Source organism: Pseudoalteromonas sp. (assembly GCF_018402495.1).
GTDB lineage: Bacteria > Pseudomonadota > Gammaproteobacteria > Enterobacterales > Alteromonadaceae > Pseudoalteromonas.
In genome coordinates this window covers 356,255-379,584 of the sequence record NZ_JAGYIU010000002.1, presented here as the reverse complement: position 1 = coordinate 379,584, position 23,330 = coordinate 356,255, and the positions used below count along the sequence as shown (strand labels likewise).

Below are 23,330 nucleotides of genomic sequence, written 5' to 3'. Positions count from 1 at the left end.
TTTAGTTGAATTTAAATTAATTGGATACAAGAGGTTAACCCCTTGAGCGATATGGCGAAAAATCTAATACTCTGGCTGGTCATTGCAGTTGTGCTTATGTCAGTATTTCAGAGCTTTAATGGCGGCGATCAAGTTGATCGTCAAACAAGTTATAGTCAATTTGTTAAAGAAGCCCGAAACGGCTCTATACGAGAGGTGTCGATTGAGAGTAACAGCGGCACCATCACTGGCATAAAAAGTAGTGGTGAGCGTTTTCAAACCGTTATGCCTATTTACGATAAAGATATTTTAAATGATTTGTTAAAAAGCGATGTGAATGTAAAAGGTGTTAAACCTGAAGAGCAATCGTTTTTAGCAAGCATTTTCATTTCTTGGTTCCCTATGATCCTGCTTATTGGTGTATGGATTTTCTTCATGCGTCAAATGCAAGGTGGCGGTGGCAAAGGCGCCATGTCATTTGGCAAAAGTAAAGCCCGCTTAATGAGTGAGGATCAGGTCAAAACGACTTTCGCTGATGTAGCAGGTTGCGACGAAGCCAAAGACGATGTAACCGAGCTAGTGGACTTTTTACGTGACCCTTCTAAGTTTCAAAAGCTAGGCGGTAGCATCCCTAAAGGCGTACTTATGGTCGGTCCTCCAGGTACAGGTAAAACATTACTTGCTAAGGCTGTTGCCGGTGAAGCTAAAGTACCGTTCTTTACCATTTCTGGTTCTGACTTTGTTGAAATGTTTGTCGGTGTGGGTGCATCACGTGTACGTGACATGTTCGAACAGGCAAAAAAAGCAGCGCCTTGTATTATCTTCATCGATGAAATTGATGCTGTAGGGCGCAAACGTGGTGCAGGTATGGGTGGCGGTCACGATGAGCGTGAGCAAACTTTAAACCAAATGCTTGTGGAAATGGATGGATTTGAAGGCAATGAAGGAATTATCGTAATTGCTGCAACAAACCGCCCTGATGTGTTAGATCCAGCATTACTTCGTCCAGGTCGCTTTGATCGTCAAGTAGTGGTAGGTTTACCTGATATTCGTGGTCGTGAGCAAATACTGAAAGTCCATATGCGTAAGGTGCCTTTAGGTGATAACGTAGAGGCGTCAGTAATTGCACGTGGTACGCCAGGGTTTTCTGGTGCCGATCTTGCTAACCTTGTAAATGAGGCAGCTCTGTATGCTGCTCGTGGTAACAAACGTGTTGTTAGCATGGCTGAGTTTGATGCTGCAAAAGACAAAATCATGATGGGTGCTGAGCGCAAGACCATGGTGATGAGTGAGCAAGAGAAAGAAATGACCGCTTACCACGAAGCTGGTCACGCAATTGTTGGCCGTATGGTGCCAGAGCATGATCCAGTTTATAAGGTCTCCATTATCCCGCGTGGTCGTGCATTAGGCGTGACTATGTATTTACCAGAGCAAGATCGTGTTAGTCATTCAAAAGCGTTACTCGAGTCAATGATTTCAAGCCTTTATGGAGGCCGCATTGCTGAGGCGCTTATTTATGGTGAAGATAAAGTAACTACAGGTGCAAGTAACGACATTGAACGTGCAACTGATATTGCACGTAAAATGGTAACCCAATGGGGTTTAAGCGAAAAACTAGGTCCATTACTTTACGCTGAAGATCAAAGCGAAATGTACATGGGTGGCGGCGGTGGTCGTTCTATGAGTATGTCGGATGAAACTGCAAAAGTAATTGATGCAGAAGTACGTTTATTCTCAGACCGCAACTATCAACGCGCAGAATCAATATTGAAAGAAAACATTGATATTTTGCACGCGATGAAAGACGCACTAATGAAGTATGAAACCATTGATGCGAAACAAATTGATGATTTAATGGCTCGTCAGCCAGTACGTGAACCACGTGATGCGCATGACCGTCATGAAGCTAAACCAGAAAAAGAAGATGTTTCTAAAGAGAAACCAGTTGATGAAGTACAAAAACCAGCTGATGAATCTAAAAAAGATGAAACAAACCTTGATGATAAAGCTGATTAATCGTTAAAATAAACTATCCAAAAGCCCCGAAGTTCGGGGCTTTTTTGTATCAGTTTGGTGTAAATAATTAAAATTATATTTAACAAGCACATTTTAAGGTTAGCAATGAATACTAAAATTAACCTTGCGCGTGGTCGAACGCTCGACTTTGCAAACCCTGTTATTATGGGAATAGTGAATGTGACCCCAGATTCATTCTCTGATGGTGGTCAGTTTTTAAATACGAGCGCAGCGTTAAATCATGCGATGCAATTACTTGATGATGGCGCGACTATTTTGGATATAGGTGGCGAATCAACACGTCCTGGTGCTCCCGATGTCAGCCTTGAAGATGAGTTAAGGCGCGTTATTCCACTTATTAAAGCCATTCGTAAGCAAAGTGACTGTGTTATTTCGATCGACACTAGTAAAGCTGAGGTTATGCGCCAAGCGATTGAAGCGGGTGCAGATATTGTCAATGATGTTCGCGCTTTACAAGAGCCTGACGCATTAGAAACGGTTGCTCAATATCCTGAGGTGGCAATATGTTTAATGCATATGCAAGGGCAACCACGCAGTATGCAGCGCGATCCTCATTATGATGACTTAGCGGGTGAGATAAACGATTTTTTTAGTCAACGAATTGCCGCATGCGAGGCTGTTGGTATTAAACAAAGCCAGTTGATTTTAGACCCTGGCTTTGGTTTTGGAAAAACGCTCAAACATAACTACCAAATACTAGCCCAATTTAGCGATTACGCAAAGTTAGGATTGCCTTTGCTGGCCGGGCTATCACGTAAATCAATGATCGGTAATTTATTAAACAGAGATACAAAAGATAGATTAGCAGGCAGTTTAGCTGGCGCACTAATCGCTGCACAAAACGGTGCACACATTATTCGCGTGCATGATGTAAAAGAAACCGCAGATGTACTTGGTGTATATCAAGCCTGCAAACAAGGAGTACTTTAAATGAGTGAAAGAAAATATTTTGGCACCGATGGTGTACGTGGTTTAGTAGGACAAGGGCCTATAAATCCTGAATTTGCAATGAAGCTTGGTTGGGCAGCAGGGCGTGTATTATCGCAACATGGCACAAAAAAAGTAATTATTGGTAAAGATACGCGTATTTCTGGGTATATGCTTGAAACTGCCTTAGAGGCCGGTTTAATTGCAGCAGGGATTGATGTTATTCTGTTGGGTCCAATGCCTACGCCAGCTGTTGCTTATTTAGCGCAAACGTTTCGTGCAGAGGCGGGTATTGTGATCAGCGCATCACACAATCCTTATTATGATAACGGCATTAAGTTTTTCAACGGCCAAGGCTTAAAATTAGATGATGAAGTAGAATTACAAATAGAAGCCATGCTTGATGAACCTATGACGTGTGTTGCCTCTGATAAACTAGGCAAAGCAAGTCGATTACCGAGCGCAGATGGCCGCTATATTGAATTTTGTAAAAGTCAATTTCCACAAGGGCTATCACTTGAAGGGATTAAAATTGTGCTTGATTGCGCAAATGGCGCAACATACCATATAGCACCTTCTGTAATGCGAGAACTTGGCGCTGAGGTGATCACCCATGCATGTGAGCCAAATGGGGTAAACATTAATCATGAATGTGGTGCAACTCACGTAGATACTTTAAAGCGTAAAGTACTTGAGCATAAAGCTGATGTAGGTATTGCTTATGATGGTGATGGTGACAGAGTAATGATGGTTGACCATAACGGCCGTGTATTTGATGGTGACGATTTAGTTTACATCATTGCTTGCCAAGCTGCGCAAGATGATAATCTAGGCGGGGGAGTTGTTGGTACGGTTATGTCAAATATGGGGCTTGAAAATGCATTAAAAGCAAAAAATATTGCTTTTGCTCGCAGTAAAGTCGGTGATCGTTATGTGATGGAACTATTACAGCAAAAAGGCTGGAAAATTGGCGGTGAAAGCTCAGGCCATGTTTTAAATTTAGACTTGATCAGTACCGGTGATGGTATTATTTCTAGCTTACAAGTGCTTGCCGCTATGGTGGCACAAAATCGTACACTTCAAGATTTAGGGGCTGGATTTATAAAGTACCCAATGAAAATGATTAATGTACGATACACACCCGGCACCGATCCGACTCAAGCACCTGATGTGCTCGCTGCAGTCGCAGAAGTAGAACACAGCCTAGGAAATAAAGGCCGCGTACTACTGCGTAAATCAGGCACCGAGCCTGTTGTACGAGTGATGGTTGAAGCAGAACAAGAAAAAATAGTACTAGACAGTGCCCAGAAAATAGCCGCAGTTGTCGAATCTATGAGCAAACAAACTGATTGATAACAATAACCGCTTGTAACTTTGGGCGAGTCGAGTTAATATCTCGCCCGTTTTCTAATGTGGAGTGGAAAAATGGCAGCACGCAAGGCGATGGTCGCAGGCAACTGGAAAATGAATGGTTCTTTAGAGCTCGTCGAAAAACTGTCTGATGCTATAAACAACGCTGAATTTTCTGAAGTGAAGATTGTTTTATTTCCTCCTTTTCCACTCATTCCAGCAATGATTGCCAGTGGCGTAAATACAGGAGCTCAAACGGTTTCTGAACACACGTCAGGCGCATTTACTGGTGAAGTTGATGCTGAGCTGATTAAGCAGCTAGGTGCAAACTATGTACTGGTTGGACACTCTGAACGACGCAGTGTATATAAAGAAAGTAATGACGTAGTCGCTGCCAAGTTTGCTCGTGCACAACAAGCAGGTTTAACACCTATTTTATGTGTTGGCGAAAGCGAAACAGAGCGAGAAAACGGTCAAACAGAACAAGTAGTTGCTGCTCAAATTGATGCGGTAATTAATAAATTAGGTGTAGCAGCACTCGAAGATTCTGTGATAGCATATGAGCCCGTTTGGGCCATAGGCACAGGTAAGACTGCATCGCCTGAACAGGCACAAACTGTTCATAAATTTATCCGTGACAAAATTGCCTCATTAGAGGGCAATTTAGCACAAGGGCTAACCATCCTATATGGTGGTAGCGTTAATGAAAAAAATAGCGAATTATTATTTGCGCAAACAGATATAGACGGCGGCTTAATTGGAGGCGCAAGTCTAAAAGCAGAATCATTTGCTGCTATCTGCAACAGTGCAAAAGGGACCGTATAAGATGTACGAAATTTTATTAGTAGTGTATTTAATTGTAGCTATAGCACTCGTTGGCATGGTTTTAATCCAACAAGGTAAAGGCGCTGATATGGGCTCATCGTTTGGCGCTGGCGCATCGTCTACAGTTTTCGGCTCTTCTGGAGCAGGTAACTTTATGACAAAAACTACAACAACATTAGCAACAATTTTCTTTGTATTAAGTATTGTTCTAGGCAACCTAACCGCCGGTCAAATTAAAAAGACCGATGAATGGGAAAATCTAGAAGCAGCTCCTGCAGTTGAAACAGTAACACCTGCAGAAGAAGATGTTCCTGTAACATCAACTAAAGAGCAAAGTTCTGACGTACCAAATTAATTTAGTTTTAAATCGTTAGGTCGTTTATTTTCCTCAAATAGACATGTTGACTTAACACTAAGCAATAGCTTAAAAAATGCGGATGTGGTGGAATTGGTAGACACGCTACCTTGAGGGGGTAGTGCTTTCGGGCGTGGGGGTTCAAGTCCCCCCATCCGCACCAAATATAAAAACCAGTAATAGCAATGTTACTGGTTTTTTTGTGTCTAAAATTTGAAATATTAAATAATCCCAATCTTATTAAAAGCATTATCATTTTAGCGTATTAATACCCATTTTTTTGAAAAACATGATCATTCTAGCGTGTTAAATAATCCGCTACCTGCGTTAAAAATTATTTATATAGACCAACTATGTATCATAATTTTCGCCTTGTTATCGACTTATTTATTTGTCGTTATAATTTAATGCAATAGGTGTAACGCTTTTGAGATTAATGTTGATCATTAAGTAGAACGTTCTACTCTTTAATTGTTGGTATTTATAAAATAATCCCCACATATGTTTAATTTTATGTATAAAAAGCATTTAAAGTTAAAATTAAAGTTAACATTTGCGTGTATTAAGCCGATAATAACGATAGATAATAAAACGGGGTAAATTAATATGGCTTCAGGTTTCGCTTTCAAAAACCTCAGCATCACTAAAAAAATACACGCAATTACATCGATTGCGATTATCGCATTTTTAGTCATTGTGATGATTAACTACTCTGCGATGAATGAAAATAGCGTATCACTTGATGAAATGGAGAAGTCTTCTTATAAAGTTGCTAAGTTAACTTTGACTAACGTGAGCATTTTAGAAAAGCTAGATGAGTTATACACTCAAGCTGTTACGTTTGGTGAGCAAGATTTAGTAACAAAAGCGCGTGAAACTTATGTACGACTTATCGCAAATTTAGACGCAATAGAAGCAATTAACGCCGCTTATATTAATGATGAAACAAAAACGCGACTCGCTAATTATGAAAAAATATCGTCAACAATAGCAAACGGTATGATTGATGGTACGGCAGATTTTAGCAAAATACAGCAACAAGCTCAGCTAAAGACAAGCCTTTATGACGCTGTATTATCAAGCTTTAAAAACGCCCAACAAAAAGCAGATGATCGCTTTTTTCAATTAGTTGCTAACACAAAAGCACGTTCAGATGATGCACTTAATTTTATGTTGCTTGTTACCCTTGTCTCGCTGGCTTTATTATTACTTATGGCTATTTGGATTGCTCGCAATATCGGTTTATCTGCAAGTGATGCAGCCAATAATTTAAGTTTATTAGCCAGTGGTAAAGGGTCTTTAAGTACTAAACTAAGCGTTAACTCTGAGGATGAAATAGGGCAAGTATCAATAAATTTTAATGCATTTATTAGCCTGCTTAGAGAAACCGTTTTAGAAGTAATTGCTGTGTGTGAACCCTTAATGGAAAATTCAACTCGCCTTGTTCAAGGAATGGAGCGAGCTGAGCGAGCAACTACAAAGCAAGCTACCGATGCGGATGTTGTTAAACAGTCGATGGAAGAAATGAAGCAAAGTGTTGGCGATATTTCGCAATCAGCAGCAAGTGCATCTAATGCAGTGCAAACGGCAGAAAAAGAAGTGGATCAAAGCCGCTTGCAAGTAAGGGTGTCTGTTAAAGCGTCACGTACGCTTAGCGACGAAATAAATACAGCAGCCAATACTATTAATAAGTTAGCGGATGACACCAAAAATGTATCACAAATATTAAATGTCATTACTTCAATTGCTGAGCAAACTAATTTATTAGCATTAAATGCAGCAATAGAGGCTGCACGTGCAGGCGAACATGGCCGAGGGTTTGCTGTTGTTGCCGATGAAGTCCGTGAATTAGCTTCTCGCACCGCACAGTCAACCAATGAAATTCGTGAATTATTAAGCACGTTAAGTGTGGCTGCAAATGACTCAGTAACGGCTATGACCTCTGCAAGAGATATGGCATCAGATAATGCCAGCGCAGCAGAGCAAACCGGTGTGTCGATTGAAAAAATAGCAGAGCAAATACTTGAAATTAATGGTATGAACTCGCAGATTGCAGCAGCAACAGAAGAGCAAACTTCAGTTGCAGCTATGGTTGTGGATAACGTATCTAATATGCATGTTTCATTTGAAGATACGATGACCTCACTTGCGGCTGTCAGAGATGTAGCTAAAAACCTGCACTATCTTTCAGATAACTTATTAGACGCAACGGCTAAGTTTAAAATTGAATAGACACAAGGCTATTTTAATTGACCTTAAAAGATTATTCTTACAAAAAAGCCCGCAATAAAATTTATTGCGGGCTTTTTAAACAATTATTTATTTAATTAATACTTGCCTACAACTTTAACTTTGTCGCTTGCTTTAGCGCTATCTATATAGCCAATCGCATCTGCATTAGTTGCCACAAAATCAATAACGGCTTGGTCGTTATCAAGTTTATTAGGAGGGGTACCTTTGCCAGTAAAAACGAGCTTTGACCAATAAGCATTTAACTGGCTACTCGATTTACCCACTAACTTATCGTTAAACTCATCCGCAATGGCATTAGCATTTTGGTTAACAGGCGTGATTTTGGTACCATCGGCAAACGATTTGCTTTTACCTAAATATATTTTTTTAATATCGTCTTGGCTTACTGTATTGGTATTTGCAGGATTAACAATTACTGCAACTTCAGCAAAAACTGCTGAGCTACATAATGTTAGCATGCTGGCTAAAATTAATTTTTTCATGATTCGCTCCAATTAAAATACTAAATCAACGCCAACGGCGACTACATCTGTTTCAGTATTTGTTATGTCATCTTCTAAGCGACTAAAATCGACTTTTAAAGCAGCCATTGGGTGGAAATCGTAACGCGCACCTATGGTATATACATTACTTTTGGCTTTAGAGCCTTCTAATACGGTATTGATACCTAGATTGAGTTCGGGAACCGCTGTGAGTGCATCATAACGATTGCTATCATGCTTATCATCGTTGTTCTCATAGGTTAAATGAACAAGCCATTCGTCCATACGGTAACCTAAAGAGGTGTAATATTGAGTTTGCTTAGCGAGTGCACTGTTATCCACTTCAAACTGTGTGTATTCAGCGTCAAACAAGATATTGTTGTAATCAATTGAAAAGCCAAGCGCTAAAAATGCACCATCGTCTTCGTCTATGGCAATACTGTTTGCTTGATCAACAAAACCTGAATTACGAAGAGCTTGCTCTAAGCCGTTAAGCGCCATACCTTCAGCTGTATCATTTTCTATATCAATTGTGGTTTCGGCAATAAAGTAAGCAGCGCGAGCACTAAACCAGTCATAACTTAGTGTCCAGTTTAGACCCGCAATATCGTTAAGTTCAGTATCACCATTTACAGATACTACGGCAATGTTATCGTCGAAACTGCCATAAATTACTTGCAAAGTGGAATCCCAATCCCCCAGCTGTGTTGTATGAAATAAGCTCAGGCCTTCGTATGTTGAAAACGGTAAGTTATACACAGATTGAGGTGGACGTACCCAGCGATAAGTGTAACCAACGTCTAAAAAGTCAGAATAACGATAAAATGGGACGCGCATCTTACCTGCACTAAGTTGTAACTCATCTGTGAATTCATAAGTTAAGTAAGCCCACTCAAAATCAGCGTCAAAATCATTTTCGCCGCGAGCTACTATTTGTGCGGTCGCGGTCAGTTTTTCTTGCAAATCTGCAGTTAGCTGAAGTGCAAATACGCTTTCATTTTTAAATGAAATATCATCATCGTAACCATATATTGGTTGATTATTATCGAGCGATTTACCGCCAACAATAGAGGCAAACCCATTAATACGAACCTCAGCACTTGCATTGCTTGTGGCAAGTGCGCAACAAATAGCTACTGCTACAGATAGTTTTTTCATTGTGTATCCTATTTTATTTCATGTATATCCCGCTGCAGTATAAGGTGAGTGTTAGCATTTTTCTAACTAAAACGAATAAATTAAGTATTTATTATTGCTTTTATGTAAAGTGTTTTTCTGGGTAGTGATCGAAAATTAAGAGGCTTATATTTTAAGGTACTATAAGCAGTTGATTTACTTAAGGGGGAGGCGTTTGATAGTGTCTATGTTAAGTCGCCATTGTTTTTATAGTTATTAACGAGAATTTATGTTTTTAGGTTGTCTTGGCACCAACGAATCGCTTGTTGTTTATTTTTGACTGCTATTTTTTTATAAATCTTATGTAAGTGAACTCTTACCGTAGCTTCACTAATAAATAAACTGTCTGCAATAGCACTTGAGTGCAGACCACTAAAGAGTAGCCGGAGTACTTTGACTTCTTTATCGGTTAGATTACTTGTTTGCAAGGCACTCTTTTGTTCTGTGTCTAGCATTTTTCGCATCCAGATATCGCTAATTGTTCGTGGAAACCATAATTCCCCTTGTGTAATTGTTTCTAACCCTCTAGAAAATAATTCTTCACAGGTGTCTTGATAAAACAATCCTTTTAGATTTGGCCACTCTTTAAGTGAAGTTGCATCCGCATTTTTAGGAATATCAAAAATAACCAGCCCTTGGTAGTTATGCGTTTGCATAAACTGGTTTAACTGCTGATAATTAGTAAGAGTGTTAAGTGCTAAATAGCTAACTAATAATATATTGTTGTTGGGCGTTGTACAAAGTAACAAGTTATAGTGCTCATTATTAAAAAGCATGCTGGCTATTTGCGTGGTCTGTTTTTTTATCATGCATTCACCTAAAAATGATTCTACTGTATATCTACTATGAGCGTTCTTTGCGTATTGTTATAACCTAAGGTGGTATTGGTGTGTTTTTCACAATAAACAGCTGATGTCATTATTAATCAATCTCGCCGATAATAAATGATAAAAACCTAACCTCACACCTAAATTGCATAACGATTTAGTTAAATAGTTTAGATTAAAAATCTAAATATTAATTTTTTTCGAATAAATTAAAGGTAAAAATACATATTGTCACTTTTATGTAATACAATACACGCCCAGAGGAAAGATGCATCTAAAGCATCTTTTTTTATGCCTACAGTTTTTTTACATAGCATAACGCATAATTAAATTAATACCCTTTGGAGATAACCTTGAAATTACGCCCCCTCACATCGTTAAGCTTAGCGGTTATTGCAACCCTAACAACGTCCGTAAATGCACAAGACGCTAAAGCGACTGCCAAGCAAGACGCATTTGAAAAAATTGAAGTAACAGCACGTAAACGTACTGAGAGCTTGTTCGAATCTCCAACTGCGATTACATCAATAGGCGCTAACCTTATTGATAAAGCCAATATGAGCAACTTAGAAGATATTGGTAAATACGTTCCTAACTTAAATATTACACGTTATGGTGTAGGTAACGCGGCACACGCCTCAGTGTTTATTCGTGGTATTGGTTTACAAGATCATATTATAACGACAGATCCCGGTGTAGGTGTTTACCTAGATGGTGTTTATTTAGGTCGCCAAATGGGGTCTAACTTATCGCTTCCTAATGTTGAGCGTGTTGAGGTTCTTCGTGGCCCACAAGGGACGCTTTATGGTCGTAATACGTTAGGCGGTGCAGTAAACGTAATAACTAAACAACCTGGTGATGAAGGTATTTTAACGACAACTGCTAAAGTGGGTAGTCGTGGGCGTATTGCTGGCGATATTTACTTTAATAATGTTTTAACGAACGATTTAAGCATATCGGCCAGTGCGTCATACAAACAACGTAATGGGGTAGGTACGGCAGTAAATTTAGCTAACCCTGAAAAAGAAATTGGCGAAGAGCAAGAGTTTAGTGGTCGTATCGCGCTTAAATACGAAGCAACCAGTGATTTAGCGTTTACTTTCTCGCTAGATGGGGTTGATAATGAATCAGGTCAATCACCTTATACTATTGAACTAACAGGTTCATTAGATTCAAATGATGTGTTTAATGGCGATTTCCCACTTTTAACTGAAGACTTAATTCCATCGAATCCAGATGATTTAGGTACAACGGTTGCCGGTATTGAGTCAACCTCATATTCAGGTTGGGGGACCTCATTTACCGCTGATTGGGCAATTAATAACACGTATACAACTAAGTTTATTTCAAGCTACCGCACCTCTGAGTATGAAGGTGGCTTAGATGACGATGCATCACCACTTAACTTATCTGAGTTCCCAGAAGTGGGCGGAGCAGATCAATATTCTTTTGAAGTTCAGCTAAACGCCACATTTAATAAAATGGATTTTGTATCAGGCTTATACTTCTTTAATGAAGATGGTTTTACTCGCTCAGAAAATTTTGTATTTAGTCCATTTAATACACCTGATAGCCTGTTAAATGATGGAATCACGCCATCATTTGGTGGCCTTGGTTTTTTTGAAATCAATCAAGAAACTAACTCATACGCAGCTTATATTAACGGCAGCTACGATTTAACGGATGATTTTACAATCGGCGGCGGTCTGCGTTATTCAGAAGATAAAAAAGACGCGAATGCGATTTTTCCAACTTTCTCTGAGCGCAAAGACATCAGTGCAGACTTTAATGCCGTGACATGGGATATTAATGCCTCATACCAGCTTAGTAATAATATGAACGTGTATGGCCAAGTACAAAAAGGCTATCAAACAGGTGGTTTCCCGCCGCGTCCATTTGGTGGTCCGGATCAGTTTGTATCGTTTGACGAAACCAAAGCAGTTAACTATGAAATTGGTTTAAAAGGTCAAGTACATGAAAATGTGTCTATGATGCTTGCGATGTTTGTCACAGACTACACTGATTTAGCACTGCCATTCTCAGATCCAACTGCAGGCGGTGGCTTTGTTACTATCGTTGAAAATGCAGGTCAATCTAAAGCACAAGGCATTGAACTTGAAACCACCGTTGCACTTACTGACGATTTCACTATTCGCAGTGCTATAGGTTACTTAGACTCTGAAATTACAGAGGTCGCCGAGGGTGTTCAAGGTATTGGTAAAGGTGATTCACCAGCATTAACTCCGCGCTGGACGGTCATGGTTGCTCCATCTTACTTTGTGGACTTAAGCAATGGTGGCACAGTTGCATTAAATGCAAACTACTCGTACCGAAGCGAGATGCAAGGCCAGTCGGTATTTAATAAAAGTGAAACCATAGACTCGCGTGAGCTCGTCGGTTTTAATATTTCTTACACTAACCCGTACGGCGATATGGAAGTAACGTTATACGGTGAGAACGTATTGAACGAAGTTTATGATGTAGGCCGCTTACAACAAACCGGCTTTGTTGGCGTTATGCGCAGTAATGACCGCAGTGAGTTTGGTTTAAAATTCAAAAAAGACTTTGAACTATAATTTACTCTCATATTAAACAAAAAAGGTAAGCCGCGGCTTACCTTTTTTATGGTTAATAATCATTAACCTTCTTTATATTCTTTACGTGCTTGCTCAATTTCATCAGCAAGTTCTCGGGCTTTTTGCTTGGTTTTTTCAGTCAGTTCGCCAGCGGCTTCTTTACTTTTTATCCATGCATCAACAGCCACTTCTTTGCCGTCATCGTATATATCTAAGCCCATCGCTTTACTTTCTTCAAGCAATTCATTAAATGACTCATCATTTTTAAGCTCGTTAGTTTTTTCCTTTACTTCATCCCATGTTTCATCGAGCTTTTCTTTCATTTGAGCGCTCGTCTCTTTTGCATCTTGTTTTACTTCGTTGGCATCTTCACACCCTGTTAGTGTAATTAAAGTGCCTAATAATGCTAAACCTGCTAATTTCTTCATTGACTATCTCCTTTAGTGAAAAATATATTTCAAGATAACTATACAACAATGAAAATGAACATAGCTGTAACAACACGATTAAGTTTTAAATTAATGGACGAGAATGACTGGCAGCAATTATATGGGCTCGATCAAGACCTAACCGTTATGCAATATTTAACATCAGGTAACTCTATTTAGGTTGAAGAAGATAAAAAAGCCAGTATTACCTGAATATTAAAGATTTACGATGAGCGCCGGTGTGCTTGGCCTTTTATAACCCTTAACGTTAACTAATATCGCGTTCCTAGGTTATGTCGAACTGCGACTATTAAATACCTCGCATCTAATCCAATAAAGTTTAGCTTGATATCGAAGTTATACCCGTTTTGTTAAAAACGTGAAGCTCCTAACACAAAATAATCACTAACATCGTTAAAAGTTATTCATATAGCATAACTATTTATCTATATTTACCCTCACTATTGAGTAATTTATTTATCACTATGGATACTCGGTTATTAGGGCTGTTGATCTTTAAAGGTTAAATTTGCAGCAGTCTGTTTGGTGTTTAGGCAAGGCAGAGCCTATCTATACCCAAATTACCGCAATCTGCAGAATTCAGCGTTGAGGTGACTTGGGTATGATGTGGATATTCCCCATAAATAGGCATTAACGCAGCATCAATGGCAACCAGGGATGCCCGAAGGGTTCTTGCCTAGGGGCAATTAACTCTTTGTTGCCTGCATGGGTGTAGGTAAGAAGCGTGAGCAGGACGCGGAAGCTTTGCTTGGTTTTTACTCAACCCACTAGGTTACAAACCTCGCACTGCGATTTATTCGCCCCTAGTTTGAATGAATTTTAATTCGCAAAGGTCAACAGACCCTAACATTTGCAATATAAATGTGTAATTTGTTATGAGTAACTTAAAATTGATGGGGGTCAATCTACAAAACAAGTCAGGTGCGCTCGAAGAATAAACTAAACAACAATGGCTATTTTTAATTGATGTTGTTGCGGGAAAAGTCTTTAAGCATTGTGGGTTAACTAACCTGATCAAAGGGCTAGATCTATATCTAGCCCTTTTTAATTAGTAGGTAAAGCGCTTTATTAATTACCTTTCTCAAAGTCATTAACTTCGCGCTCGACTTCTTCTTTCGATTTACCATACTTTTGCTGAATTTTGCCAATAAGCTCTGTGCGGCTGCCTTCAATTTTGTCTAAATCACCGTCGGTCAGGTCACCCCATTTTTGTTGCGCTTTACCTTTCAGTTCTTTCCAATTTCCTTCGATACGATCGCTATTCATAATTAACTCCTTATTAAATGTGATGATTTGTCCATTTTAAAAAGCGTTACTAATAAAATGGTTTTTAACGTTCACTTATAAAGGTGCAAAGCTTATACCAGTCAACGTAGTTTTTATTTTTAAAGCTATATCAGTTGGTTAAGTTTAATGATGCATGAAAGAGTTATAGCAGTTGGCGAGATTTATAAAAATTCTGCAGGGTGGCTTGTAATTATTGCAAGTACACTGTGCTGGTTTTTATAAGTACAAAAAAAGCGAGCTCTTAAAGCTCGCTTTGCTGTTTAATAAAGGAATTAATGTCTAAAGCTTGGCATTAGCGCAGGAATGCCTGGCAGCATACCTACCAGTGCCATTACACCGGTTAATAACACAAACATAATAAGTGGGATGATCCAGCGACTCATACGCGATAAATCAGCACTTCTTTCTTTACACCCAATAAGGCCTAAATTATCAAGTAGCATAGTGAGTGACCAACCAAATGCTGGGTTCACTAAGCTTGATGCAAACACCACAATGGCGGCTGATTGTGTGGTTTTACCTTCGCGGGTCATTTCCATACCCGCTTCAAGTAGAGGGATAAACACCCCTACAATTAAGGCGACACATAATACGGGTTGCCAAATCGCTAAATCCATTGGGTAGCCCCAAACACCCGCGATAATACAAAATAACGCAGTTAAAATAGCGCCTGCAGGAATAGGGCGTTTTGCAATAGCAGCAGGAACAATGTACGTCCCCCAAGATGATGCAAAGTTAGCCCCGCCTAAAAGTGAGCCAAAGGTTTGTCTTGTTGATGCGCTAAGCATGGTATCGTCGATATTCATTTGTACTTTTTCAGTACGTTCAGGGTAGCTTATTTTTTGAAATACTTGATGGCCTAAAAAGTCAGGTGACCACATAGCAACCGCTAATACTGCAAAAGGAAGCACAACTACAAAGCTTTCAGCGGTTGGTAAACCAAGCATCCAACCGGTGTTTTCGCCCCACCAATACATAGGGTTCATGTTTGGTAAACCCGGTGCGGTATTAAACTCAAACGGTGCGCCCAATGCAAAAGCAGTAAAACCGCCAATTAAACAGCTCAGTGGTACGGCTAACCAACGTTTTTTGTAGTGCTCTAATAAAGCGTAAAGTAAAATAGTGGCTAAAATAACGATAAACGCAATGTGGGTCATTTGAATTTCTTCGGCCCATGCAAACAGCTTTTTAACCTGAGAGGTGGTACCAACAAAGCCCAAATAAAGCAGTAAGCCACCACATACTCCTTTACTGGTAAGTTTGGCCATGAGGCTGCCGCCTTTACTAAACGCTAATATCAATCCAAAGGCACCTATGAGCAAACCAAAGGCCATAGGGTGGCCGCCTGCGGCAACTACAATCGGAATTAACGGAATAAGTGGGCCATGGGTACCGGCTAAGTTAGCAGTAGGTAAAATAAATCCTGAAAACAATAATATAAATAACGAAACAATTAAAAGCTCATAGCGAACATTTTCAAGTACAAAGTCATCACTCAAACCCAAAGGGCCTGCAAATGTGGCAGCAATGGCAGCAACCATCACAACTTTACCTATGGTCGCGGCCATAGCTGGAATAGTGTCTTCAAATTCAAAGCGATAATCTCTAAACGGTAAGTTGGGACGCCAGCGTTTTGGCTGCATAATTTGCAGTTCGTGCTCTAGATAAGCGTCGCGGCTTTCAAACTCTGAGCTGGGCTTATGAAGATTTTCATAGCTATCGGACTCGGTTTGAGTATTCGCTCCTTGTATAGCATCAGATGAATTATCATCTAGCGGCTTGGTGGTCATGACTTCTCCTGCAACTTAGTTGCTAACTCAAAATAAAAATACAGCTTTTACAAAGCAAATGAACATTGAGTGCGCAGGGTAAAACAGCGTGCTACAGATTGTAATTAGGCAAAAGGTCGTGCATAGCCCAGTTTAACGCTTTGTAAATGTTAATAAAAATAGCAAAGGGATATGTTGTAACTAGCTTATTAAATTTAAAAGATGTTTAAATTCAGTGGTTTAACATGCCGTTTTTGCAGTGTGCTTTTGCAATGAAAAATAGCAAAAAGGTCATAAAATCAGCTGTTTTAGCCGCAATCATTCTTTAGTCTAATAAAAGTGGCGTTAGCCGATTTTTGCTTATTTTAAATACAATTAACTCCAAAGTTGCGTAAAACGTCATAAGTAGCGGTTGGGTTTTCTTTTCAGTGATAGGCTTACTTTTTGGTTATAACTTGACGACTAACTTAAAACGAAAAAGTAATTACGGACTAAAAAGTGGCATTTTTTGCTACAATGGCGGCAAAGTAATTTAGGGTAAATAGCGTGCTGCCGGTTCAAGAAATATATACTTCACTCATTGATGCATTAAAAGCCAACCCAATCACCTTGCTGCAAGCGCCGCCTGGTGCTGGTAAATCAACATGGTTGCCATTACAGCTTATGCGCGATGGGCATTACAAACACATAGTGATGTTGGAGCCGCGGCGCTTAGCCGCACGTAATATTGCCAATTACCTAGCGCAATGCCAAAGTGAATCCCTTGGGCAAAGTGTCGGTTTACGGGTGCGAGGTGAGAGTAAAGTCAGCGCCCAAACTCGCCTTGAAATAGTCACCGAAGGCATGCTGACACGCATGTTACAAAACGATCCCGAGCTCAGTGATGTTGATTTACTGATTTTTGATGAGTTTCATGAACGCTCCATCGCAGCAGATACCGCACTGGCTTTTGCTTTAGAATCGCAAGCGGCGCTGCGTGAAGATTTAGCCATTATGCTGATGTCGGCTACCCTCGATAGCTATCGTTATACCGCATTTTTTAATTGCCCAGTGATTCAGTCAAGCGGGCGAAGTTACCCGATTGACGAAATATATTGCCCACTAAAAGATGAAGGCCGCTGGCTTGATGCTATCCCCGCTATTATAAAACAAGCACTCAATGAGCAAAAAGGCAGTGCACTGGTATTTTTACCCGGCCAGCGAGAAATACTGCGAGTGCAACAAGCATTGAGCGACTTACCTAGCAACTGCCTAGTTGCCACATTATTTGGCGAGCAAGATAAAGCCAATCAACAAGCTGCAATAGCGCCCGCGCCTGAGGGAATGCGAAAAGTAGTACTGACCACCAATGTTGCCGAAACCAGCTTAACCATTGAAGGCATTCGAATTGTGATTGATAGCGGCAAGCGCCGTGCAGCGAGCTTTAATTTAAAAACCGGTGTAACTGAGCTTACCACGCAAAGTATATCGCGCTCATCGGCGGTGCAACGCGCAGGGCGTGCAGGGCGAATTGAACCTGGGGTTGTGTATAGACTTGGCTCCAAACAAACCTTTGAGAGACGAAACAGCCACGATAACCCCGATATACTTACCTCAGATATTAGCCAACTGATGCTTGAGGCAAAGCAATGGGGAGCAAGCATTAGTGAACTCACTTTGCTTGACCCGCCGAGTGAGCAACAATGCAGCCAAGCTAAAGGTTTATTAACTATGCTTGAAGCGGTAGATAACCACGGTAAGCTCACCGCACTGGGTGGTAAAATGCTGAGTTTTGGTGCTGATATTCGTTTAGCGCACATGTTATTAAAAGCGCAAATGTTAGAGCCACGGTTAAGTGGAATTTATCGCTTGGCTATTTATTTAGTGGCTTTACTTGAAAGCCGTATTAATAGCGCCAATGAGCTCAATCTAGCGCTGCACAGCCAACAGCAACGACCACATCCAGTTTTTAAACAACAATTAAACTACTGGCTAAAACGCTTAAAATTTACCGACAGCAAAACAGAGTTAAACACCGAGCATTTAAGCTTATTAGTGTCGCTTGCCTACCCAGATCGCATCGCTAAAAAACGCGGTAATGGCTACTTGCTTGCTAATGGTGCAGGCGCCGAGCTAAACAATGATTATTGGCATAACGATGAATACTTAACGATTGCCAGTATGGGCGGACATAAAGGCGGGCGTATTTTTGCGGCTACGGCGCTAAACCCATTAGCGCTTAAAGACTATTTACCGCATTTATTTACGGAGTTGACCCGCTGCGAGTTTGATGAAAAAACCGCACGGTTTATTCATCAGGATGAATTAAAGCTTGGGGCAATTACGCTAAGCAGCCAACCGAGTAAACACACGCTTGATAAAACTGAGCGTGCAAAGGCGTGGCTTAGTTTGTTTACTAAGCGGGGCTTTTCACTGTTTAACGAGCAAAAAGAAAGTGAGCAGTTACTTATTAGAATGTGCCTAGCCAGCAAATTGATGCCAGAACAGTTTCCTGTTATTAATCAGCAGCAGCTCATTGAAACAGCAGGTGATTGGTTAGGGGTATACCTTGAAGATATTAAAACCCTTGAGCAACTTAAAAAGTTTAATTATTTTGAGGCACTACAAAACTGTTTTAATTGGCAACAGCAAAGCGAGCTAAAATCGTTACTGCCGCTGCGCTTAACGGTCCCTAGTGGCTCAAACATTAAAATAGAATATCAACTTGATGGCCCCGCCAAGCTCAGTGTGCGAATGCAAGAGGTATATGGCTTAACAAGTACGCCAATGTTGGCCAACGGCAAAGTTGCCCTGTTAATGGAGTTGTTATCGCCAGGCAAACGCTCACTACAGTTGACTCAAGACTTAGCCCATTTTTGGAATAGCAGTTACCGTGAGGTACAAAAAGAGATGAAAGGGCGTTACCCTAAGCACTTTTGGCCAGACGATCCTGCCAATAGCGTTGCCACTAATAGAGTAAAAAGCAAAATGTGATCACGCTTTTTTAATTTAACTTTAGACGTTGACCATGCGTATAACGAATATTATTGGGCGTTTTACAAACGACTAAACTACTATTACTTTAATGCTGATATATTACGGTTGTGCATATGAGCGATAAGGTAGCGAGCGTTTATAACTAATTGAAGATGCGGCTAACAATCTAAAAGTGATGATAGAGGGGACATGCATGAAAGGTGTTATTTTTAGAGGGCTTGAAGCACTGGTTATTGAAAAATGTGGCATGGCTGCATGGGACGACTTACTTGAAAAAAATGCACCGGAGGGTCGTGTTTATATTTCTGCAGAAAGTTACCCGGATGAAGAAATGGTTGGTTTAGCACAAGATGTAGCCGCAGCACTTTCTATGTCTATGCCTGAGGTATTAAAGGCCTTTGGAGAGTATTTATTTTCTCACTTAAAGGCACGTCATCCAAGCATTGTTGCTAACTTTAATTGTTTTGCTGATCTCATTATTGGTATTGATAAAGTAATTCATGTTGAAGTCGCTAAGCTTTATCATGAGCCTAATTTACCTGAAATTGACGCCCAAATTATTGAAGACGGGTTTATTTTAATGCGTTACAACTCTAAGCGGCAGCTTTGTATGTGCGCCGAAGGGCTTATTTTTGGTGCTGCATCTCATTATGGAATAGATGTAACACTAAACCATGTTCAGTGCATGCATGATGGCTCTGATACATGTTTAATTGAAGTAAAATATGAGACTCCCCATGGCTGAAGACGACTACAATTATAAAAAAGCGTACCTGCGCGAAAAGTCAGCCAGAGATCAATTAGAGATATTACTAGAAGACAAAACACGGGCACTGTTTATTGCCAATCAAGAATTAGAAAAAAAGCTCGAAATGGTCAAAAATCAACAAGTAACTCTAATGCAAAGTGAAAAAATGGCTACTTTAGGCCAGCTTTCTGCTGGGGTCGCTCATGAAATCAATAACCCGCTTGCTTATATAACCAGTAATGTAGAAAGTATAAAATTTATAAAACCCGTGCTGGTTTCGTTAATGACGGCGGCTCAACAATTTGTAGATAAATCGATTTCAGTATCGCAGTTGGAGTCTATTTTAGTTCAGCTCAATCAAGAGAACGATTTAAGCTTTATTGTGGACGATATTGATGACTTAGTTGATGATACCCAAGAGGGATTAGAGCGCATAGCTCATATTGTTAGTAACCTTGTCGACTTTGCAAGCCTAAAAGACAACGTAACTGCAATGGCAGATATTACAGAATCACTCAATGGTACACTAAAACTACTCGACAACCAGCTAGGGACGTGTGCTATAGAGTTACACATTGAAAAGTTACCTCTAACACGGTGTAATATATCATCTATGAAGCAAGTGTTTGTAAACTTATTAATTAATGCCAAACACGCCTGCGACGATTTGCGCGATCAGCAAGGAAAAATAAGAGTTAAGCTGTTTGCCAATGAAAACAATATTTACATAGAGGTGGCAGATAACGGCTGTGGAATGAACGCTGATACACTTAAACAAATGTTCGATCCCTTCTTTACCACTAAACCCGTAGGCCAAGGCACTGGTATGGGAATGGCTATAGTTTACAATGTACTTAAAGAGCACAATGGCACTATAGAGGTTGAAAGTGAAGTGGGTATGGGGTCTTTAATACGTTGTGTAATACCTATTGCTACATAACTTTGTAAGCTTAAAGTTTTAAAATGTAGGCATGACTAAAAAGTGTGTTGTGGCTATTGAGCGTAGGTATAAGTATTTTAACTCGATACTTCTTGTCCGCCGTGTTGCTCGGCTAAATCATCAAGTTCGGCAACGGTATAATCAAATCCGCTTTCATCATATTCGTAGCTTACTTTAACGCTGTCGCCGCCATTAAAAAGACGTGTTTTTACGTCATTGACTGGCCAATCTTTTAATTCGTGTAAAAAGCGGTTGGCTACTTGTGATGACTCAAACCGGTAACTAATCTCTGTTTTCATAAATAATAATACCCTGATAATTTTACCCCCGTAGTTTGTTGATTTTTACCAAGGAGTCAAGTTATCTACTTTAAAAGGGCAATAAATTATGACTTTATAGATACTTATCGGTCATAGTAATCTAAATTGGAGTGTTAACAGTATAAAGCTTGTTTAAAAAATAATAACCATATAACAATAACGGAGTAGGCAATGAAACATTTAGTGACCTTAGTTGGGCTTATCGCTTTTTTAATGGTGGTACTACCGGGACCCCTTTATAAATTTAATATGGTTGAGCTAGGTACTGCCTTTGCTGGTTTTAGATTAGGCGTTTATGTTGGTGGGGCAGCATTAGCCTTATTATTAGTTCAAGTGCTATTCATGCGTAAAACACTGAGCTTAGTCAGTGCAGTGATCACGGTTATTTTTGCAGCTGTTGCTATTGCAATGCCACTTAATATGATGAATACAGCAAAAAGTGTTCCGCCAATTCATGATATTTCTACCGATTTGATTAACCCGCCTAAATTTGTTGCGGTAGTGCCTTTGCGTGCAGATTCGCCAAATCCGGTTGCTTACGCGGGTGAAGAAACGGCAGCGCAGCAACGTAAAGCGTACCCAGAACTAAAACCGCTCGAGTACAACCAAACTCAAACAGAGCTGGTGGCAGCAACTACTAAAGCAATGGAAAATTTAGGCTGGGAACTGGTCAATAGCGATGTTAATAACGGAATTGTTGAAGCGACAGACACCACGACCTGGTTTGGCTTTAAAGACGATGTTGTGGTTCGTATTAACGATAAAGGCAGTAAGCGTGTGGTCGATATACGCAGTAAATCACGCATTGGTAAAAGTGATTTAGGTAAAAATGCGCAGCGTATTAAAACACTCATTGAAGAGTTAAATGCCGTTGTTGTGGAATAATTGATAACAGAAAAACAGCCCTGCACTTTGCGGGGCTATTTGCAGTTGCACATGATCAGCTTATGTTCATAGCTGACAGTGCATACTGTGTATGATTTTTAATAAACTATGGAGTTATTATGAAAACAGTCGGATATGCAGCAAAAAGCCAAGGTTCTGAACTCACAGAGTTTTCTTTTGAGCGCCGCGATTTACGAAATAACGATGTAGCAATAGAAATTTTATATTGTGGTGTGTGTCATTCAGACTTACACGCAGTGCGTAACGACTGGGGTGGTAGTAATTACCCATTAGTTCCAGGGCACGAAATTGTAGGTAAAGTAATATCAGTCGGTAGTGATGTTAAAAAATACAAACAAGGCGATACCGTTGCTGTAGGGTGTATGGTTGACTCCTGCCAAAGCTGTGACCAATGTGATAATCACGAAGAGCAATTCTGTCGTGAAGGCATGGTAGGTACTTACAGCGGTACCGATAGAGTTAACGGCGAAATGACTCAAGGTGGTTACTCTAAACACGTTGTAGTGCGCGAAGAGTTTGTATTATCAGTGCCTGAAAATTTAGAATTATCACGCGTGGCGCCGTTACTTTGCGCCGGTATTACTACTTATTCACCGTTACATAAATGGGGTGTAAAAACAGGTAGCCGAGTTGCTGTGGTAGGCCTTGGTGGATTAGGTCATATGGCGGTTAAAAATGCAGTAGCAATGGGTGCAACCGTTACTGTTATTGGTCGTACAGAGTCTAAAAAAGAAGATGCAATTAAGCTCGGCGCACAGCATTATTTAGTATCAAACAATGATGATGAAATGAAAAATGCGCAGTCAGCGTTTGATGTCATTATTGATACCGTGCCTGTAAAGCATGACTTATCAATTTACACACCGCTACTTGATATCGATGGTACCTTGGTTATTGTTGGCCAAGTAGGCCCAGTAGATGAGCTAAACACAGTTCCTCTTTTAATGGGGCGTCGTCGTGTAGCCGGTTCGTTAATTGGCGGCATTGCAGAAACACAGCAAATGCTTGATTTTTGTGGTGAGCACAACGTACTGCCAGAGTGTGAAATGATCAACATAGACGAAATTAACACCGCTTATGAGCGTATGGAACGCTCTGATGTGCGATACCGTTTTGTTATTGATATGTCATCTATTAGCGTTTAATAC

General features: G+C 40.1%; 19 protein-coding genes, 1 tRNA gene and 1 pseudogene. 14 read left to right on the top strand and 7 right to left on the bottom strand.

Annotated elements, in window-relative coordinates:
- Nucleotides 1-51: 51 nt before the first annotated feature.
- From ftsH to KG708_RS07190, 7 genes are all read left to right on the top strand, one after another.
- A complete protein-coding gene (gene ftsH / locus KG708_RS07220; protein WP_301003331.1) occupies nt 52-1,995 on the top strand; it encodes an ATP-dependent zinc metalloprotease FtsH in 1,944 nt (647 codons plus the stop codon).
- A gap of 105 nt (nt 1,996-2,100) precedes the next feature.
- On the top strand, nt 2,101-2,946 hold the full coding sequence (gene folP / locus KG708_RS07215; protein ID WP_213608749.1) for a dihydropteroate synthase: 846 nt from the start codon (nt 2,101-2,103) through the stop codon (nt 2,944-2,946).
- On the top strand, nt 2,947-4,296 hold the full coding sequence (gene glmM, locus KG708_RS07210) for a phosphoglucosamine mutase (protein ID WP_213608748.1): 1,350 nt from the start codon (nt 2,947-2,949) through the stop codon (nt 4,294-4,296).
- A 72-nt stretch (nt 4,297-4,368) separates the two neighbouring features.
- Nucleotides 4,369-5,118: a triose-phosphate isomerase gene (gene tpiA, locus KG708_RS07205; protein ID WP_213608747.1), complete on the top strand. Its 750-nt coding sequence runs from the start codon at nt 4,369-4,371 to the stop codon at nt 5,116-5,118.
- Between the two features lies 1 nt (nt 5,119).
- Nucleotides 5,120-5,473: a preprotein translocase subunit SecG gene (gene secG, locus KG708_RS07200; protein WP_213608746.1), complete on the top strand. Its 354-nt coding sequence runs from the start codon at nt 5,120-5,122 to the stop codon at nt 5,471-5,473.
- Between the two features lie 78 nt (nt 5,474-5,551).
- Nucleotides 5,552-5,636: transfer RNA gene (locus tag KG708_RS07195), tRNA-Leu, on the top strand.
- A 443-nt stretch (nt 5,637-6,079) separates the two neighbouring features.
- Nucleotides 6,080-7,705 carry a methyl-accepting chemotaxis protein gene (locus KG708_RS07190; RefSeq protein WP_213608745.1) on the top strand — a complete coding sequence of 542 codons (1,626 nt, stop codon included), beginning with the start codon at nt 6,080-6,082 and terminating at the stop codon, nt 7,703-7,705.
- 95 nt (nt 7,706-7,800) lie between these two features.
- Here KG708_RS07190 and KG708_RS07185 read toward each other — a convergent pair whose 3' ends face one another.
- The 3 genes from KG708_RS07185 to KG708_RS07175 all read right to left on the bottom strand — a co-directional run bounded on the left by KG708_RS07185 (nt 7,801) and on the right by KG708_RS07175 (nt 10,193).
- Nucleotides 7,801-8,208 carry a phosphate ABC transporter substrate-binding protein gene (locus KG708_RS07185; protein WP_213608744.1) on the bottom strand — a complete coding sequence of 136 codons (408 nt, stop codon included), beginning with the start codon at nt 8,206-8,208 and terminating at the stop codon, nt 7,801-7,803.
- A 12-nt stretch (nt 8,209-8,220) separates the two neighbouring features.
- Nucleotides 8,221-9,366 carry a porin gene (locus KG708_RS07180; RefSeq protein WP_213608743.1) on the bottom strand — a complete coding sequence of 382 codons (1,146 nt, stop codon included), beginning with the start codon at nt 9,364-9,366 and terminating at the stop codon, nt 8,221-8,223.
- Between the two features lie 245 nt (nt 9,367-9,611).
- Complete coding sequence (locus KG708_RS07175; protein WP_213608742.1) at nt 9,612-10,193, bottom strand: LuxR C-terminal-related transcriptional regulator; 582 nt, start codon at nt 10,191-10,193, stop codon at nt 9,612-9,614.
- Between the two features lie 371 nt (nt 10,194-10,564).
- Between KG708_RS07175 and KG708_RS07170 the strand changes: the two genes are divergently transcribed.
- Complete coding sequence (locus KG708_RS07170; RefSeq protein WP_213608741.1) at nt 10,565-12,787, top strand: TonB-dependent receptor; 2,223 nt, start codon at nt 10,565-10,567, stop codon at nt 12,785-12,787.
- A gap of 62 nt (nt 12,788-12,849) precedes the next feature.
- On the opposite strand, the gene KG708_RS07165 is transcribed toward KG708_RS07170, so the two are convergent.
- On the bottom strand, nt 12,850-13,215 hold the full coding sequence (locus tag KG708_RS07165) for a hypothetical protein (RefSeq protein ID WP_213608740.1): 366 nt from the start codon (nt 13,213-13,215) through the stop codon (nt 12,850-12,852).
- Between the two features lie 48 nt (nt 13,216-13,263).
- Here KG708_RS07165 and KG708_RS07160 point away from each other — a divergent pair.
- A pseudogene (locus tag KG708_RS07160) lies at nt 13,264-13,383 on the top strand (N-acetyltransferase); the annotation flags it as partial.
- Between the two features lie 921 nt (nt 13,384-14,304).
- Here KG708_RS07160 and KG708_RS07155 read toward each other — a convergent pair.
- Together KG708_RS07155 and KG708_RS07150 are read right to left on the bottom strand one after the other, a co-directional pair.
- Complete coding sequence (locus KG708_RS07155; RefSeq protein ID WP_213608739.1) at nt 14,305-14,502, bottom strand: CsbD family protein; 198 nt, start codon at nt 14,500-14,502, stop codon at nt 14,305-14,307.
- A gap of 293 nt (nt 14,503-14,795) precedes the next feature.
- On the bottom strand, nt 14,796-16,313 hold the full coding sequence (locus KG708_RS07150; protein WP_213608738.1) for a DUF3360 family protein: 1,518 nt from the start codon (nt 16,311-16,313) through the stop codon (nt 14,796-14,798).
- Between the two features lie 525 nt (nt 16,314-16,838).
- Between KG708_RS07150 and hrpB the strand changes: the two genes are divergently transcribed.
- From hrpB to KG708_RS07135, 3 genes are all read left to right on the top strand, one after another.
- A complete protein-coding gene (hrpB, locus tag KG708_RS07145) occupies nt 16,839-19,265 on the top strand; it encodes an ATP-dependent helicase HrpB (protein ID WP_213608737.1) in 2,427 nt (808 codons plus the stop codon).
- Between the two features lie 196 nt (nt 19,266-19,461).
- Complete coding sequence (locus KG708_RS07140; protein WP_213608736.1) at nt 19,462-20,013, top strand: heme NO-binding domain-containing protein; 552 nt, start codon at nt 19,462-19,464, stop codon at nt 20,011-20,013.
- On the top strand, nt 20,006-20,956 hold the full coding sequence (locus tag KG708_RS07135) for an ATP-binding protein (protein ID WP_213608735.1): 951 nt from the start codon (nt 20,006-20,008) through the stop codon (nt 20,954-20,956). Before KG708_RS07140 ends, KG708_RS07135 begins: the two co-directional genes overlap by 8 nt.
- A 77-nt stretch (nt 20,957-21,033) precedes the next feature.
- Here KG708_RS07135 and KG708_RS07130 read toward each other — a convergent pair whose 3' ends face one another.
- A complete protein-coding gene (locus KG708_RS07130) occupies nt 21,034-21,255 on the bottom strand; it encodes a hypothetical protein (protein ID WP_008108632.1) in 222 nt (73 codons plus the stop codon).
- 192 nt (nt 21,256-21,447) lie between these two features.
- Between KG708_RS07130 and KG708_RS07125 the strand changes: the two genes are divergently transcribed.
- Nucleotides 21,448-22,161, top strand: coding sequence for a DUF1499 domain-containing protein (locus tag KG708_RS07125; RefSeq protein ID WP_213608734.1), 714 nt, complete (start codon nt 21,448-21,450; stop codon nt 22,159-22,161).
- A gap of 119 nt (nt 22,162-22,280) precedes the next feature.
- Nucleotides 22,281-23,327 (top strand): NAD(P)-dependent alcohol dehydrogenase, encoded by a 1,047-nt coding sequence (locus KG708_RS07120; RefSeq protein ID WP_013464412.1) that lies wholly within the window; start codon nt 22,281-22,283, stop codon nt 23,325-23,327.
- Nucleotides 23,328-23,330: the final 3 nt, after the last annotated feature.